Source organism: Bradyrhizobium sp. SOJA106 (genome assembly GCF_059448745.1).
In genome coordinates this window covers 153,480-166,898 of sequence record NZ_CM182549.1, presented here as the reverse complement: position 1 = coordinate 166,898, position 13,419 = coordinate 153,480, and the positions used below count along the sequence as shown (strand labels likewise).

The following is a 13,419-nucleotide window of genomic DNA, read 5'->3' as shown; positions in this document are numbered from 1 at the left end:
GCCCCGTGTCTCGCCCGGCCCCCAAGCCGTCCGTCTCAGTCGATGATGAAGCCGAAATCGCCGTGGACGCCGTCGATCGGATCGACGCGGCGGGCCGCGATGCCATAGAGGCGGTTGATGCGGCCGAGCAGCGCGGTCTGTGCATCCGAGGCCGGCGCAAAGCCGTCGTCGGGCCGCGACAGTTCCTTCTGGGCGACCGCGCGCACCACATAGGGCGTCACGATCACCATCAGCTCGGTCTCGTTGTTGACGAAATCCTGGCTGCGGAACAGCGCGCCGATGATCGGCACCTGGTCGATTCCGGGCAGGCCGTTGATAGCTTGCTTGGTCTGCTGCTGGATCAGGCCGGCCATTGCCATCGAGCCGCCCGAAGGAATTTCCAGCGTGGTTTCGGCGCGGCGGGTCTGGATGGACGGGATGGTGATCGAGCTGGCCTGGCCCGCGGACACCGCCTGCGTCACGGAGATGGCGTTCTGATTCGACAGCTCCGAGACCTCGGTCATCACGCGCAGGCTGATACGTCCCTCGCTGAGCACGACCGGCGTGAAGTTCAGAGAGATGCCGAACTTCTTGTAGGTGATCTGGGTGGTACAGACGTGGGTGACCGGATCACACGAATAGCCCGCAGGGATCGGGAATTCACCGCCGGCAATGAAAGTGGCGGACTCGCCGGAGATCGCCGTCAGGCTCGGCTCGGCCAGCGTCCGCATCACGCCGGCGCTTTCCATTGCGCGCATCGTGGCGTTGACCGTGGCCACGCCTTTTGCGAGCCCGGTGACACCGAGCCCGTTGCTGCTGACGAGCGGGCCACCGGAGACCGAGAACGGGTTGGAGTTGTTGAAATTCACGACCGCGGTGCCGGCGTTCAGGCTGGCGCTGAGGTCGACGCCGAGCTGCTTGACGATGTCGCGCCGGACTTCACCGACGACGACCTTGAGCATGACCTGGTCGCGGCCGCGTACGACGATGTTGTTGACGACCTTGTCCGAGCCGCCGACGAGCTTGGCGGCGACGTCGCCGGCCTGCTGGGCCTCGACCGGGCTCGACACCGAACCGGTCAGCATCACGCTGTCGCCGACGCCTTCGATCTGCACGCCCGGCAGCGATTGGCGCAGCGCCGCGCGCATGCCGTTGAGATCGCGCTTCACGGCGATGTCGTAGGAGGCGACCTGCTGGCCGTCGGCGGTGAAGAACACGACATTGGTCTGGCCGACCTGGCCGCCGATGATGTAGGCGCGCTGGGCCGAGCGGATCACCGCGTTGGCGATCTTGGGATCGGCGACCAGCACGTCCTTGACCTCGCGCGGCAGGTCGATGACGACGGATTTGCCGACGCCAAGCGAGAGGAAACGCGTCCGCGCCGGCGCGATGGTCGAAACCGGCGATACGCTGAGATCCGCCGGCGCCTGCATCGGCGCCTGGTCGCCGACCGGCGCATCTGCGGCAGCGACGAAACCGGGGGCCGCGACCAGCCCCAGCGCCAGCATCACCCCTGCTAAGCATGAGCGCCCGCGCTTCCCCCGAAGGCGCAGGCCCATCCGATCTTCCCCGTAGTTCATGCTATCCCCATCATCACTTCTGTGACGTCAGCTGCCGCGCCTGCACCCCGTAGCGGATCACGTTGACGCCGCCCGGACGCTTGACCGCCTCCTCAGGCGTGCCGTCGATGGCGTTGGCATCCACGATGCTGCGCAGCGCGAGTGTCAGGGTGCCGCCCTGGCGCGCGGCCGAGAGCGTGGCGACCTGGTCGGGCCTGAGCTCGAGCGTGACGGTCTTGCCGATCACGGCGTTCTGGCCGTCCTTCTCTTTCGGCGCCTGGTCGATCGCGAGCACGCGGATATTGGTCATGATGACCTCGGACAGGATGAGGTCGTTGCCGCCGGTCGGGCCGTTGTTGGCGCCGTCAGGATTCTTCAGGCGGCGGGTCAGCACGATGTCGACGCGGTCGTTCGGCAGGATGAAGCCGCCGGCACCGGTCTCGGCGGAAATCTCGGTGGAGACGGCGCGCATGCCCGACGGCAGGATCGCGGCCATGAAGCCGGAGCCCTCGGCCTTGACCAGCTTCTGCTCGCGGATCGGCTCGCCCTGCATCAGCGGCACGCGCGCGATCGAGCCGGCGAGCTGCGTCTGCGCCTCGGGCCTGCTGTCGCGGCGGATGAAGGCGCTGCTCGCGGTCGCCGCAGGCCAGGCCTGCCATAGCAGGTCGTCGGGCTTCACGGCCTGACCGAGCTGGATGTCGTTCTTGGCGACCAGAACCTCGATCGTCGGCAGCTTCTCGACGACGGGAAGGACGGGCGCGGGCGCATTCTGATAGCCGCTCGCCAGATACGCAGCGACGCCGCCGGCGCCCAGTGCGATGACGAGAACGACAATGCGTGCGGTGTTCATACGCTTCTACTCTTACGCGGGGCACTCGAACCGCACCTGGCGGGTTCCCCTGCGTCGATGAGTAGGGAGTAAAAGTATAAGGGGTGTTGCGAGGTCGAATGTGATCGCCGGTCACGCTGCTGGTTTTGGGCGAATGGTGAACGCCGCGTTATCCGGTCGGCCAGCGGCCCCGTAGTTTCACGCGGTGCGCTCCTGCGTTCGCACGAGGCGCAAGGCGTCTTGGTGAACGGGTGGTTAGTGATGGATGCGTGATGGCATCCCGTGATGACAGCGAGATCGCAGCAGCGCGCCACAACATCGGTGTCGTCCCTGCGAACGCAGGGACCCATACCGCGTGATCTCTCTGCTGTAGAACATAGAAGTACCCACGACTAGTCTTCGCCAAAGCACGCCCTGTGTACGGGCCCCGGACCGGCGCTTCGCTTGTCCGGGACGCCGATGGCGAGAGATCGCGGGCTCCCCAGCGCAGTCATGGCAGAGCCTTATTTCGTTCGCTTCTGCTCGATCGCGTCCCAGATCTTCGCCGCGACGTCAGGGCCGCCGAGCCGCGCGATGGCGCGGATGCCCGTGGGCGAGGTCACGTTGATCTCGGTGAGATTGCCGTTGATGACGTCGATGCCGACGAACAACAGGCCGCGCTCGCGCAGCGCCGGACCGATCGTCGCGCAAATCTCGCGCTCGCGCGGCGTGAGTTCGGTCTCCTTGGCCGCGCCGCCGCGCACCATGTTGGAGCGGAGATCGTCGGTAGCCGGCACGCGATTCACCGCGCCGGCGAACTCGCCGTTGACCAGGATGATGCGCTTGTCGCCGTGCTTCACCTCGGGGATGAATTGCTGGATCACCCAGGGCTCCTTGAACGTCACCGAGAACATGTCGAACAGCGAACCGAAATTCATGTCCTGCGGCATCACGCGGAACACCGCCGCGCCGCCATGGCCGTGCAGCGGCTTCATCACGACGGCGCCATGCTTGTCGCGGAATGCGTTGATCTCGTCGAGATCGCGCGAGATCAGGGTCGGCGGCATCAGCTGCGGAAAGTTCATCACGAACAGCTTTTCCGGCGCATTGCGCACCGAGGCGGGATCGTTGACCACCAGCGTCTTCGGATGGATGCGCTCCAGGAAGTGCGTCGAGGTGATGTAAGCGAGGTCGAACGGGGGGTCTTGGCGCAGCAGCACCACATCAAAGCCGTTGAGCGCCTCGCGCTTGGGCTCGCCGAGGGTGAAATGGTCGCCGGGCTCGTCGCGCACCGTGAGCAGCTGGACCGGCGCGACGATCTCGTCGCCGACCATCGAAAGCTTGTCGGGGGTGTAATAGGACAGGCCGTGGCCGCGCTTCTGCGCCTCCAGGAGCAGCGCGAAGGTGGAATCGCCCTTGATGTTGATGCGGGCGATGGGGTCCATCTGGACGGCGACGTTGAGTTTCATGGTCTGCCTTTCAGGTCGAGGCGTCGAATGCCGCCAACACATGGCGCGGAAGTGAGCGCGGCGCAATCAGCATGGCGTCGAATCGCAATTCGAATTCGGCATGCTCGGGATGCGCCACGAGCCAGCCTTGCGCGGCGTCGATGATGCGCTGCTGTTGGCGCGGGGTGACCGCATAGGCGGCATCATCGAGGCTGGCGCGCGCTTTGACCTCGACGAAGGCGATCAAATTGCGGCGGCGGGCGACGAGATCGATCTCGCCATGCGCCGTGCGGTATCGCTTGGCCAGGATGCGGTAACCCTTGGCCATGAGATAGGCGGCGGCGCGGCTCTCGGCGGAGATGCCGGTGCGGAACGCCGCGACGCGCTCGGGCGAGGCGACTTTCGGTTCCGCATCGCCCCTAGTCTTGGCCATCACCGCCCCGCAGGTTTTTCGCAAGCTCGAGCGCGCGGGCATAGACCTCGCGCTTCGGCCGGCCCGAGAGCGCGACCGCATGCGCAACCGCATCCTTGACGCTGTGCGCGGCCAGCTGCTCGCGGAGGAGATCGTCCAGCGCATCCGGCGTCAGCACCTCGGCGCCGGCCGCTGGCGGCGCGATCACCAGCACGAACTCGCCGCGCGTCTCCAGCCCGTCGGCGTCACGCGCCAGCTCGTCGAGCTTCGCGCGCGAAATCTCCTCGTGCAGCTTGGTCAGCTCGCGGCAGATCGCGGCCTCGCGGCTGCCCATGATCTCGGCGAGATCTGCCAGCGTATCCTGCACGCGGTTGCCGGATTCAAACATCACGAGCGTCGCATCGATGCGGGCGAGCTCGGCAAGACGCGATTTTCGCGCGGCTGTTTTGGCCGGCAAGAAACCTTCGAAGAAGAAGCGATCGGTCGGCAGCGCGGCGACCGATAGCGCAGCCAGCACCGAGGACGGACCCGGCAGCGCATAGACCGCGTGGCCGGCGGCGCAGACCTCGCGCACCAGCTTGAAGCCGGGATCGGAGATCAGCGGCGTGCCGGCGTCCGACACCAGCGCGACCGAGCCGCCCGCCGCAAGCGCCTCCAGGATTTTTGGGCGCGCGGCCTCGGCGTTGTGCTCGTGATATTGCTTGAGCTGCGCGGAGATATCGTAGCGCTCGGTGAGCCGTCGCGTGATCCTTGTGTCCTCGCAGGCGATGACGTCGACGCCTGCGAGCGTCTGGAGCGCCCGCAGCGTGATATCGCCGAGATTGCCGATGGGGGTTGCGACCAGATACAGACCCGGCGCCGCCTTCGCGGCCGGAAGCCGATGGGCGTCGATGGAGAAACCGCGCGGAGCGGCGTCTGGGCCTTCAGGCGGATTTATCGGGGCCGGCTTTGCGCGCATAATGAATCGAACTTAGGCATGATCCCCGGGGCTGGGAACCGGTTCTCCGAAAAAGATCGCGGCCAAGCCCAAGATTGACTTGGTGGGGCGGAGAAGGACAGGAATGTGATTCACCAGGGCACGCGTGAGAGGATATGAAGCTTCAACATCGTATTCGCGGCGGAAACGCTGTCGAGACGGTCGGCGGACAGCCAGCCAGGACTTAAGGTGCGGCCGTGTTAAGAGGTCGTTATCCTTTTGTTTTGGTTAACTATTTGCCGACAATATGCCTGAATCCGCGGCTTCCGTCGCGGCCGTGAATGTTGTGACCGGCTGGCGACCGCTGGTCAGAAGAGAAGTTGCGATGCTGGGCCCGCGTGATCCGAAGTCTCCCGTTGAGGAGCCCCGAACGTCCGGGGCGACCCGGCGGAGTGCGCTCGGCCTGTTGCTCGGCGCCCCCCTGCTCTCGGCCTGCGCCGGCGTGCAGCAGAGCCTCAGCCAGTTCTCCAATCCCTTCAGTGGCTCCTCCCCGCCGCCGGCCCAGCCGGCCGGTCCGCCTCAACAGGCGACCACCGCCGGCACCGGTGGGGTCAAGGTTGCCGTGATCCTGCCGCTCTCGGCCGCCGGCAATGCCGGCCTCGCCGCGCAATCCATGCGCAATGCCGCGGAGATGGCGCTGGCCGAGTTCCAGAATCCGAACATCCAGCTGCTGATCAAGGACGACAATGGCAGCCCGCAGGGCGCGCAGGCCGGCGCGCAGCAGGCGGCCGAGGAAGGCGCCGAGATTATTCTGGGGCCGCTGTTCGCGCAATCCGTGCCCGCGGTCGCCCAGGTCGCGCGCACGCGCGGCATCTCCGTGATCGCGTTCTCGACCGATTCCAGCATCGCCGGCCGCGGCGTGTATCTGCTGAGCTTCCTGCCGGAGTCCGACGTCAACCGGATCATTGAATATTCCGCCAGCATCGGGAAGCGCTCCGTCGCCGTGCTCGTGCCCGACAATGCCTATGGCAATGTCGTCGAGGCCGCAGTGAAGGCAGCGGTGCCGCGGCGTGGCGGACGCGTCGTCGCCTTCGAAAGATATGGTGCGGATCGCGGCACCCCGGCGCGCTCCGTGGCACAGCAGCTCGGCAGTGCCGATGCGCTGTTCATTGCCGACGACGGCGATGCCGTGGTCGCGGTGGCCGATGCGATGACCGCGGCCGGCGCGAATTTGCGCAATATCCAGCTGCTCGGCACAGGGCTGTGGGACAATCCGCGCGTCTATGCCAGCCAAAACTTGCAAGGCGGCCTCTATGCCGCACCGGATCCGGCCGGCTTCCGCGCGTTCTCCGGCCGCTATCGCACCAAATACGGCGCTGAGCCGATCCGCACCGCGACACTCGCCTATGACGCCGTCGCCCTCGTCGCCGCGCTCGCGCGCACCCAGGGCACCACGCGGTTCTCGGCCGACGTGCTCACCAACCCCTCAGGCTTTGCCGGCATTGACGGCCTGTTCCGCTTCCGCGCGGATGGCACCAATGAGCGAGGCCTCGCGGTGATGAAGGTGACGACCGGCGGTGGCGTTGCGGTGGCGGGTTCGCCGAAGAGCTTTGGAGCGTAGCTCAGGACGAAGTCGCCGTAGGGTGGGCAAAGGCGCACTTGCGCCGTGCCCACCATCTCTCAGCTAAATCGCATGGAATGGTGGGCACGCTTCGCTTTGCCCACCCTACGAGAGCTCGTTACGCCGCCAAATCCGCGACCACCGCATCCAGCACCGGGAATCCGCTGCTCGTCACGCGCAAACGTCCCGTCGCGTCGACCGTGATCGCGCCTTCCTCGCGCAGCAGCGCGATGCGGCCGGCGTCGAGTGGACGGCCGGCCAGGGCTCTGTAACGGTCGGGGTCGATGCCCTCGGCGAGGCGCAATCCCATCAGCAAAAATTCGTCGGCCCGTTCTTCGCTGTTGAGGAGATCGTCGGTGACGACGCCGTGACCGTTGGTTTCCACCCGCAGCAGCCAGGCTTCGGGACGTTTCTCCGTGGCAGTGGCATGGCGCACGCCGTCGATATCGAGGCGGCCATGTGCGCCCGGGCCGATGCCGGCATATTCCGCGCCCCGCCAGTACACCAGATTGTGCCGGCACTCGGCACCGCGCCGCGCGTGGTTGGAGATCTCGTAGGCGGGCAGGCCGAACCTGTCGCAGGTCTCCTGCGTCACGTCGTAGAGCGCGCGCGCGACCGCTTCGTCCGGCGTTTTCAGCTTGCCAGCCTGGTGCAGGCCGAAGAACGGCGTGCCTTCCTCGATCGTCAGTTGATAGAGCGACAGATGCTCGGCGGCTTCATCGATCGCGTGCCGCAGCTCGTCGGCCCACATCGCCGGCGTCTGGTCGGGGCGGGCATAGATCAGGTCGAACGAATAGCGCTCGAACGAGCGGCGCGCGATGGCGACGGCATCGAGCGCTTCGCGTGCGCTGTGCAAGCGGCCAAGCGCCTTCAGCGAGGCATCGTCGAGCGCCTGCACGCCAAGCGAAACGCGATTTACGCCCGCCGTGCGATAGCCGGCGAAGCGCGTGGCCTCGACGCTGGTCGGGTTCGCCTCCAGCGTGACCTCGACATCGTCGGCAACGGACCAGTGCTTGCCGATCGCATCGAGCACGGCGCCGACAGTGGCTGGCTGCATCAATGACGGCGTGCCACCGCCGAGGAAGATCGAGGTGACCTCACGGCCGGGCGCGCGCTCGGCCGTCGTTGCGATCTCGCGCGCGAAAGCGGAAGCGAACCGCGCCTCGTCGATCGCGGCGTGGCGGACATGGCTGTTGAAGTCGCAATAGGGGCACTTCGACAGGCAGAACGGCCAGTGCACGTAGACGCCGAAGGCTTCAGATTCCTGTTTTGACGCGTTTTCCTGGCGCGAACCGGTATCCACTTCGCTCGAAAACGCTCTAGCGCGGCTCAAGGCAGATCTCCGCCAGTTTCACGAAGGCGCGGGCGCGGTGCGACAGGCCGAGGCCGAGCGGCGGCAGGCCGTGCTTCTCGATGCTGGTCATCTCACCGAAGGTGCGATCGTGTCCGTTCGGCAGGAACATCGGATCGTAGCCGAAACCGGCACTCCCGCGCGGCGGCCACACCAGCGTGCCATCGACGCGCGCCTCGACCTCTTCGAGATGATCGTCGGGCCAGGCGACGCAAAGCGCGGAGACGAAATGCGCGGTGCGCTTGTCGGGCGTGGTCGCGCCACGCTCCTGCAGCAGCCGCTCGATCTGCGCCATGGCCGCGGTGAAGTCCTTGCTGGGTCCGGCCCAGCGCGCGCTGTAGATGCCGGGCGCGCCGTCGAGCGCGTCGACCACGATGCCGGAATCATCGGCGAATGCGGGAAGCCCGGTCGCCTTTGCCGCCGCGATCGCCTTGAGCGCGGCGTTGCTGCGGAAGTCGTTGCCGGTCTCGTCGGGCTCGCCCAGACCGAGCTCACCGGCCGACACCGCCTCGATGCCGTAAGGCGCGAGCAGCTCCTTCATCTCGGCGAGCTTGCCGGGATTGTGGGTCGCGATGACGAGCTTTCCAGTGATTCGGCGGTGCATGGCTTATTGACTACGCCACGGCCAGTTTCTGCAAGTCCACCAGACGCGCGATGCCTTTCTGCGCCAGGGCGATCAGCTTCAGGAACTCGTCCTGCGTGAACGGCTCGCGTTCCGCGGTGCCCTGCACTTCGATGATGCGGCCGTCGCCGGTCATGACGAAATTGGCATCGGTTTCTGCTTCCGAATCCTCGGCATAGTCGAGGTCGAGCACCGGCGTGCCGTTGTAGATGCCGCAGGAGATCGCAGCGACGTTGTCGCGCAGCACATTGGCCTTGATCATGTTGCGCGCCTTCATCCAGTTGATGCAATCGGCGAGCGCGACCCAGGCGCCGGTGATCGAGGCCGTGCGGGTGCCGCCGTCGGCCTGGAGCACGTCGCAATCGACCGTGATCTGGCGCTCACCGAGCGCCTCGAGATCGACGATGGTGCGAAGCGAGCGGCCGATCAGGCGCTGGATCTCGACGGTCCGGCCGCTTTGTTTTCCGGCAGAGGCCTCACGGCGGGTGCGTTCCGACGTCGCGCGCGGCAGCATGCCGTATTCGGCGGTGACCCAGCCGCGGCCCTGGCCCTTCAACCATGGCGGTAGGCGGTCCTCCAACGTGGCGGTGACCAGCACATGGGTGTCGCCGAATTTCACCAGGCACGAGCCTTCCGCATATTTGACCACGCCACGCTCCAGCGTCACGGGGCGCAATTCGTCGGGCGCACGGCGGCTTGGCCGCATGGGAAATCCTCCAAAAACTCACGGAAAAGGGCTGTTCGCGGTGCTTGTAGGTGGGGTGAGGGTGGGCGGCAAGGCCTTATTCGCCCCCGGTTTTCCACCCCGCAAATGCCACGCTTGTCAGACGCGTCGAGGATGGACAAATTATGAGCATCTGAGAGGAGTTACCGTCTGTGGCCCATCACGATCCGATCCATCTGATCGCGCCGCGCGCAGGCCTCGCCCAGCTCAACGAGCGTTCCCGCGATATCTTTCGTCAAATTGTCGAAAGCTATCTCGCGACCGGCGAGCCCGTCGGCTCGCGGAATATTTCGCGGCTGATCGCCATGCCGCTGTCGCCGGCCTCGGTCCGCAACGTCATGGCCGATCTGGAACAGCTCGGCCTGATCTATGCCCCGCACACCTCCGCCGGCCGGCTGCCGACGGAACTCGGCCTGCGCTTCTTCGTCGATGCCCTGATGCAGGTCGGTGATCTCAACGAGGCCGAGCGGCAGTCGATCCAGAGCCAGCTCTCCTCCGTCGGCGAGGCGCAGTCGGTCGAGGCGGCGCTCGACCAGGCTTTGATGCGGCTGTCGGGCCTGACCCGTGCCGCTGCCGTGGTGCTGACGCCAAAATTAAATGCGCGGCTGAAGCATATCGAATTCGTCCGCCTGGAACCGGAGAAGGCGCTGGTGATCCTGGTCGGCGAAGATGGCCAGGTCGAGAACCGCGTGCTGACGCTGCCGCCCGGAGTTCCCTCCTCGGCGATCACCGAGGCCGGCAATTTCCTCAATGCGCGCATCCGCGGCCGGACGCTCGCCGAGGCTCGCCTTGAGCTCGAAACCGCGCTGGGGGAAGCTCGCGCCGAGCTCGATCAGCTGACGCAGAAGGTGATCTCGGCTGGACTTGCGAGCTGGTCCGGCGGCGAGAACGAAGACCGCCAGCTCATCGTCCGCGGCCACGCCAATCTGCTCGAGGATCTGCACGCGCTGGAGGATCTGGAGCGGGTTCGCCTCCTATTCGACGATCTCGAGACCAAGCGCGGCGTCATCGACCTGCTGGGCCGCGCCGAGACCGCCGAGGGCGTGCGCATCTTCATCGGTTCGGAGAACAAGCTGTTTTCCTTGTCCGGCTCCTCCACGATCATCTCGCCCTATCGCGATGCCGCCGGTCATATCGTCGGCGTTTTGGGGGTGATCGGGCCGACGCGGCTGAATTATGCCCGCGTCATCCCGACCGTGGACTACGCCGCCCGCATCGTCAGCCGTCTCCTGGGGGGCTGACCGGCATTTGCGCCGATCACGGGCGCTTGATTTTCGCGCGCTTAGGCACGATATCCGGCCCAACAATCCTTGCTAACAATCCTTGGAAACCAGTTCGAGATTTGAGCCGATGAACGATCGAGACCGGCAACCCGAAGACACGACCGCGCCGACCGGCGAGCCCGTGGTGTCAAAGCCCTACGTCATGCCCGACGATCCCGAGCCGGGTTCGGTCGAGACCTTGCAGAAGGAAGCTGCCGAAGCGCGCGACCGCATGCTGCGGACGCTGGCCGAGATGGAGAATCTGCGCAAGCGCACCACCAAGGAGGTCGCCGACGCCCGCCTCTACGGCATCACCGGCTTTGCCCGCGACGTGCTCGACATCGCCGACAATCTCCAGCGCGCGCTGGATGCCGTTCCGGCCGAGGCGCGGGCGGCGGCCGATCCCGGCCTGATCTCGCTGATCGAGGGCGTCGAGCTCACCGAGCGCTCGCTGCTCAACGCGCTGGAGAAGCACGGCGTAAAGAAGTTCGATCCGCAGGGCCAGAAGTTCGACCCGAACTTCCAGCAGGCGATGTTCGAAGTGCCGGATGCGTCGGTGCCGTCGGGCACCGTGGTGCAGGTCGTGCAGGCCGGCTACACCATCGGCGAGCGCGTGCTGCGTCCGGCTCTCGTCGGCGTGGCCAAAGGCGGCGCGAAGGCCGCGCCGGCCGCGAACAACAACGAGTCGAGCGACGCGCCGAACTGAGCGGCGAAAATGGGCGAAGCGTCATTCCGGGGCGGCTCGCAGGGCTGAACCCGGAATCTCGAGGGTCTCAGGCGCGCAATTGCGCACCTGAGTTAAATGCTTCGCGTCGCCCCGGAATGACTGCGTGAAGCCTACGCACTCACCGCGATATCCGCCGACTGGATCCGCTTCACGCCGGCCTTGGCCATATCGGCCCAGGCTTTTGCCAGCGAGCCCTGGGTGTCGATGCCGCGGCAGGCGTCTTCCACCACGTAGACCTCGAAGCCAGCCTTGCGCGCGTCAAGTGCGGTCCATGCGACGCAGAAATCTGTCGCCAATCCCACAACGAAGACGCGCTTGATCTTGCGCCCCTTCAGATAGCCGGCCAGACCCGTCGAGGTCTTGCCGTCAGCTTCGAGGAAGGCCGAGTAGCTGTCGACGTCCTTGTGAAAGCCCTTGCGGATGATGAGCTCGGCGTGCGGGATGTTAAGGTCCTTCGACAGTGCCGCGCCGTCGGTGCCCTGTACGCAATGATCGGGCCACAGCACCTGCTTGCCGTAAGGAAGATCGATGGTCTCGAACGGCTTTTTGCCGGAATGCACCGAGGCGAACGAGACGTGACCGGGCGTGTGCCAATCCTGCGTCATCACCACATTCGCAAAACCTTTCGCGATTCTGTTGATGACGGGCACCACCTGCTCGCCCTCCTTCACCGCAAGGCTGCCGCCGGGCAGGAAGCAGTTCTGCACGTCGATCACTAGCAGCGCGGAGGTGTCGTCCGGCTTGATCGATGCCGCTGCGAAAAGTGCGGTCGGAGTGAGAGCCGCGAGCGCCGTCGTTCCAAGCGCCGCCAGGATTTGTCGCCGATCCAGCATCGTTCGCCTCCCCTTGTGAGCCAATGGAGACAAAGCCTAGTTCCGCGCGCGAACGAACTGAAGCCCGAAAATGCAGCCCGATTTGGTAAGGGGTTGGGCTGCCAGCCCGTCCCGGATAGGCGCGCCTTCACAGGCGCGCGCCGAGTGTGTTGGACCGTCTGCAGCTACCCCTTCGGCTGGATCCCGTCGCGCACGGCGCGGAAGCGGGTGAAGGCGGCCTGCCACTGGTCGCGCGGGGCGCTGGCGATGATGCGCAGCGAGGCGCCGCCGGTCGAGAAGCGGATCCACTGCACCACGGTCACCGGGACCTTGTCCTTGCCGCTGACGCCGTCGATGCGGGTCTCAAAACCCTGCTGGCCGTTGATGCGGATCGGCTCGGACATGGTGACGCGCGCCTCGCGCACGCCGGGGATCTGGAGCGCCGCCTCCTGGGCGAAGCGGGCGCGGTCGTCGGCGGCTTGCGGGGTGGCGCCGATCAGGCCGAGGATCATGAACGGCTTCTGCTCATAGCCGGTGCTCTCGCTGCCGTCGGCCAGGATGATGCTGGAGCCCGGCGCCAGCGTGCGGATGTCCTTGAAGTCGGCAAGATCAGTGATCTTGAACGGCATCAGCGCGATCTGCTCTTCGGCCGACACCTCCCTGCGGGTGGTGGCGCTGGCAAACATCTGCCGCACCGCCTCGTCGGTGTAAATCTTGGTCGCGTTCTCCGGAATCTGCACCGCGACATAGCCGGAGAAGCCGGCGCCTGGCACGATCATCGAATAGCGCTTCACCGGGGTGTCGCCCGCCTTGCCGCTTTCGGTGGTGAAATAGGCAAGGCCCGCAGGGGTCTCTATCTTGTCCTGCTTGACGCCACCAGTGCCGGCCGGATTGGAATTGAAGGCGCTGACGACCTCGCCATAGGCCGCCGGCGGCAGTTCCGTGATCAGCACCTTGACGCTGCCGTCCTCGCTTTCGAAGCCCGGAAAGCTCTTGGCCGTGTTGAGCCCGACCAGCGGCACCATGCCGAGACGAAGTCCGGGCGGGTAAACGGCGTCGGCGGCAAAGGCCGGGAGCGCTGAGGCAGCGAGGAGAGCGAGCGCGGCGAGGGGGCGGATCAGCTTCATGGGCACTCTGATTGGTTCACATTGAGGCCGTTCAATGGTCGGCGATTGGGC

13 protein-coding genes are annotated in these 13,419 nt (G+C 66.0%); 3 read left to right on the top strand and 10 right to left on the bottom strand.

From position 1 onward, the window contains the following. Positions 1-35 precede the first annotated feature (35 nt). From AC5V87_RS00780 to rsmI, 5 genes are all read right to left on the bottom strand, one after another. Positions 36-1,559 carry a type II and III secretion system protein family protein gene (locus tag AC5V87_RS00780; RefSeq protein ID WP_495369708.1) on the bottom strand — a complete coding sequence of 508 codons (1,524 nt, stop codon included), beginning with the start codon at positions 1,557-1,559 and terminating at the stop codon, positions 36-38. A 13-nt stretch (positions 1,560-1,572) separates the two neighbouring features. Further along, entirely contained in the window at positions 1,573-2,388 is an 816-nt protein-coding gene (cpaB, locus tag AC5V87_RS00775) for a Flp pilus assembly protein CpaB (RefSeq protein ID WP_456841710.1), read from the bottom strand. Positions 2,389-2,870: 482 nt separating this feature from the next. Continuing rightward, positions 2,871-3,815 carry a glutathione synthase gene (gshB, locus tag AC5V87_RS00770; RefSeq protein WP_495369707.1) on the bottom strand — a complete coding sequence of 315 codons (945 nt, stop codon included), beginning with the start codon at positions 3,813-3,815 and terminating at the stop codon, positions 2,871-2,873. A gap of 10 nt (positions 3,816-3,825) precedes the next feature. Then, positions 3,826-4,227, bottom strand: a complete 402-nt coding sequence (locus tag AC5V87_RS00765; protein ID WP_495369706.1) for a YraN family protein — start codon at positions 4,225-4,227, stop codon at positions 3,826-3,828. Beyond that, entirely contained in the window at positions 4,214-5,164 is a 951-nt protein-coding gene (gene rsmI, locus AC5V87_RS00760) for a 16S rRNA (cytidine(1402)-2'-O)-methyltransferase (protein WP_495369705.1), read from the bottom strand. Before rsmI ends, AC5V87_RS00765 begins: the two co-directional genes overlap by 14 nt. Before the next feature lie 343 nt (positions 5,165-5,507). Here rsmI and AC5V87_RS00755 point away from each other — a divergent pair, with 343 nt between their 5' ends. Beyond that, on the top strand, positions 5,508-6,743 hold the full coding sequence (locus AC5V87_RS00755; protein WP_495369704.1) for a penicillin-binding protein activator: 1,236 nt from the start codon (positions 5,508-5,510) through the stop codon (positions 6,741-6,743). A gap of 118 nt (positions 6,744-6,861) precedes the next feature. Here the strand turns inward: AC5V87_RS00755 and hemW are convergent, their stop codons facing one another. From hemW to rph, 3 genes are read right to left on the bottom strand one after another with little or no spacing between them, the layout of a single operon-like run. Then, a complete protein-coding gene (gene hemW, locus AC5V87_RS00750) occupies positions 6,862-8,046 on the bottom strand; it encodes a radical SAM family heme chaperone HemW (protein WP_495372017.1) in 1,185 nt (394 codons plus the stop codon). 16 nt (positions 8,047-8,062) lie between these two features. After that, positions 8,063-8,698 (bottom strand): RdgB/HAM1 family non-canonical purine NTP pyrophosphatase, encoded by a 636-nt coding sequence (rdgB, locus tag AC5V87_RS00745; RefSeq protein WP_495369703.1) that lies wholly within the window; start codon positions 8,696-8,698, stop codon positions 8,063-8,065. A 10-nt stretch (positions 8,699-8,708) separates the two neighbouring features. Beyond that, positions 8,709-9,422 (bottom strand): ribonuclease PH, encoded by a 714-nt coding sequence (gene rph, locus AC5V87_RS00740; RefSeq protein ID WP_235542105.1) that lies wholly within the window; start codon positions 9,420-9,422, stop codon positions 8,709-8,711. 170 nt (positions 9,423-9,592) lie between these two features. Between rph and hrcA the strand changes: the two genes are divergently transcribed. Together hrcA and grpE are read left to right on the top strand one after the other, a co-directional pair. Continuing rightward, on the top strand, positions 9,593-10,681 hold the full coding sequence (gene hrcA / locus AC5V87_RS00735) for a heat-inducible transcriptional repressor HrcA (protein WP_456841704.1): 1,089 nt from the start codon (positions 9,593-9,595) through the stop codon (positions 10,679-10,681). A 109-nt stretch (positions 10,682-10,790) separates the two neighbouring features. After that, positions 10,791-11,408 (top strand): nucleotide exchange factor GrpE, encoded by a 618-nt coding sequence (gene grpE / locus AC5V87_RS00730; protein ID WP_456841703.1) that lies wholly within the window; start codon positions 10,791-10,793, stop codon positions 11,406-11,408. A gap of 131 nt (positions 11,409-11,539) precedes the next feature. On the opposite strand, the gene pncA is transcribed toward grpE, so the two are convergent. Continuing rightward, a complete protein-coding gene (pncA, locus tag AC5V87_RS00725) occupies positions 11,540-12,262 on the bottom strand; it encodes a bifunctional nicotinamidase/pyrazinamidase (RefSeq protein WP_495369702.1) in 723 nt (240 codons plus the stop codon). Between the two features lie 164 nt (positions 12,263-12,426). Further along, on the bottom strand, positions 12,427-13,368 hold the full coding sequence (locus tag AC5V87_RS00720; RefSeq protein ID WP_495369701.1) for a hypothetical protein: 942 nt from the start codon (positions 13,366-13,368) through the stop codon (positions 12,427-12,429). Positions 13,369-13,419 lie beyond the last annotated feature (51 nt).

What these genes read in the sequence shown, in the direction of transcription:
- rdgB (WP_495369703.1), bottom strand. Translation starts at nt 8,698, where the DNA reads ATGCACCGCCGAATCACTGGAAAGCTCGTCATCGCGACCCACAATCCC.
- grpE (WP_456841703.1), top strand. Translation starts at nt 10,791, where the DNA reads ATGAACGATCGAGACCGGCAACCCGAAGACACGACCGCGCCGACCGGC.
- AC5V87_RS00755 (WP_495369704.1), top strand. Translation starts at nt 5,508, where the DNA reads ATGCTGGGCCCGCGTGATCCGAAGTCTCCCGTTGAGGAGCCCCGAACG.
- AC5V87_RS00780 (WP_495369708.1), bottom strand. Translation starts at nt 1,559, where the DNA reads ATGAACTACGGGGAAGATCGGATGGGCCTGCGCCTTCGGGGGAAGCGC.
- rsmI (WP_495369705.1), bottom strand. Translation starts at nt 5,164, where the DNA reads ATGCGCGCAAAGCCGGCCCCGATAAATCCGCCTGAAGGCCCAGACGCC.
- AC5V87_RS00720 (WP_495369701.1), bottom strand. Translation starts at nt 13,368, where the DNA reads ATGAAGCTGATCCGCCCCCTCGCCGCGCTCGCTCTCCTCGCTGCCTCA.
- AC5V87_RS00765 (WP_495369706.1), bottom strand. Translation starts at nt 4,227, where the DNA reads ATGGCCAAGACTAGGGGCGATGCGGAACCGAAAGTCGCCTCGCCCGAG.
- pncA (WP_495369702.1), bottom strand. Translation starts at nt 12,262, where the DNA reads ATGCTGGATCGGCGACAAATCCTGGCGGCGCTTGGAACGACGGCGCTC.
- rph (WP_235542105.1), bottom strand. Translation starts at nt 9,422, where the DNA reads ATGCGGCCAAGCCGCCGTGCGCCCGACGAATTGCGCCCCGTGACGCTG.
- gshB (WP_495369707.1), bottom strand. Translation starts at nt 3,815, where the DNA reads ATGAAACTCAACGTCGCCGTCCAGATGGACCCCATCGCCCGCATCAAC.
- cpaB (WP_456841710.1), bottom strand. Translation starts at nt 2,388, where the DNA reads ATGAACACCGCACGCATTGTCGTTCTCGTCATCGCACTGGGCGCCGGC.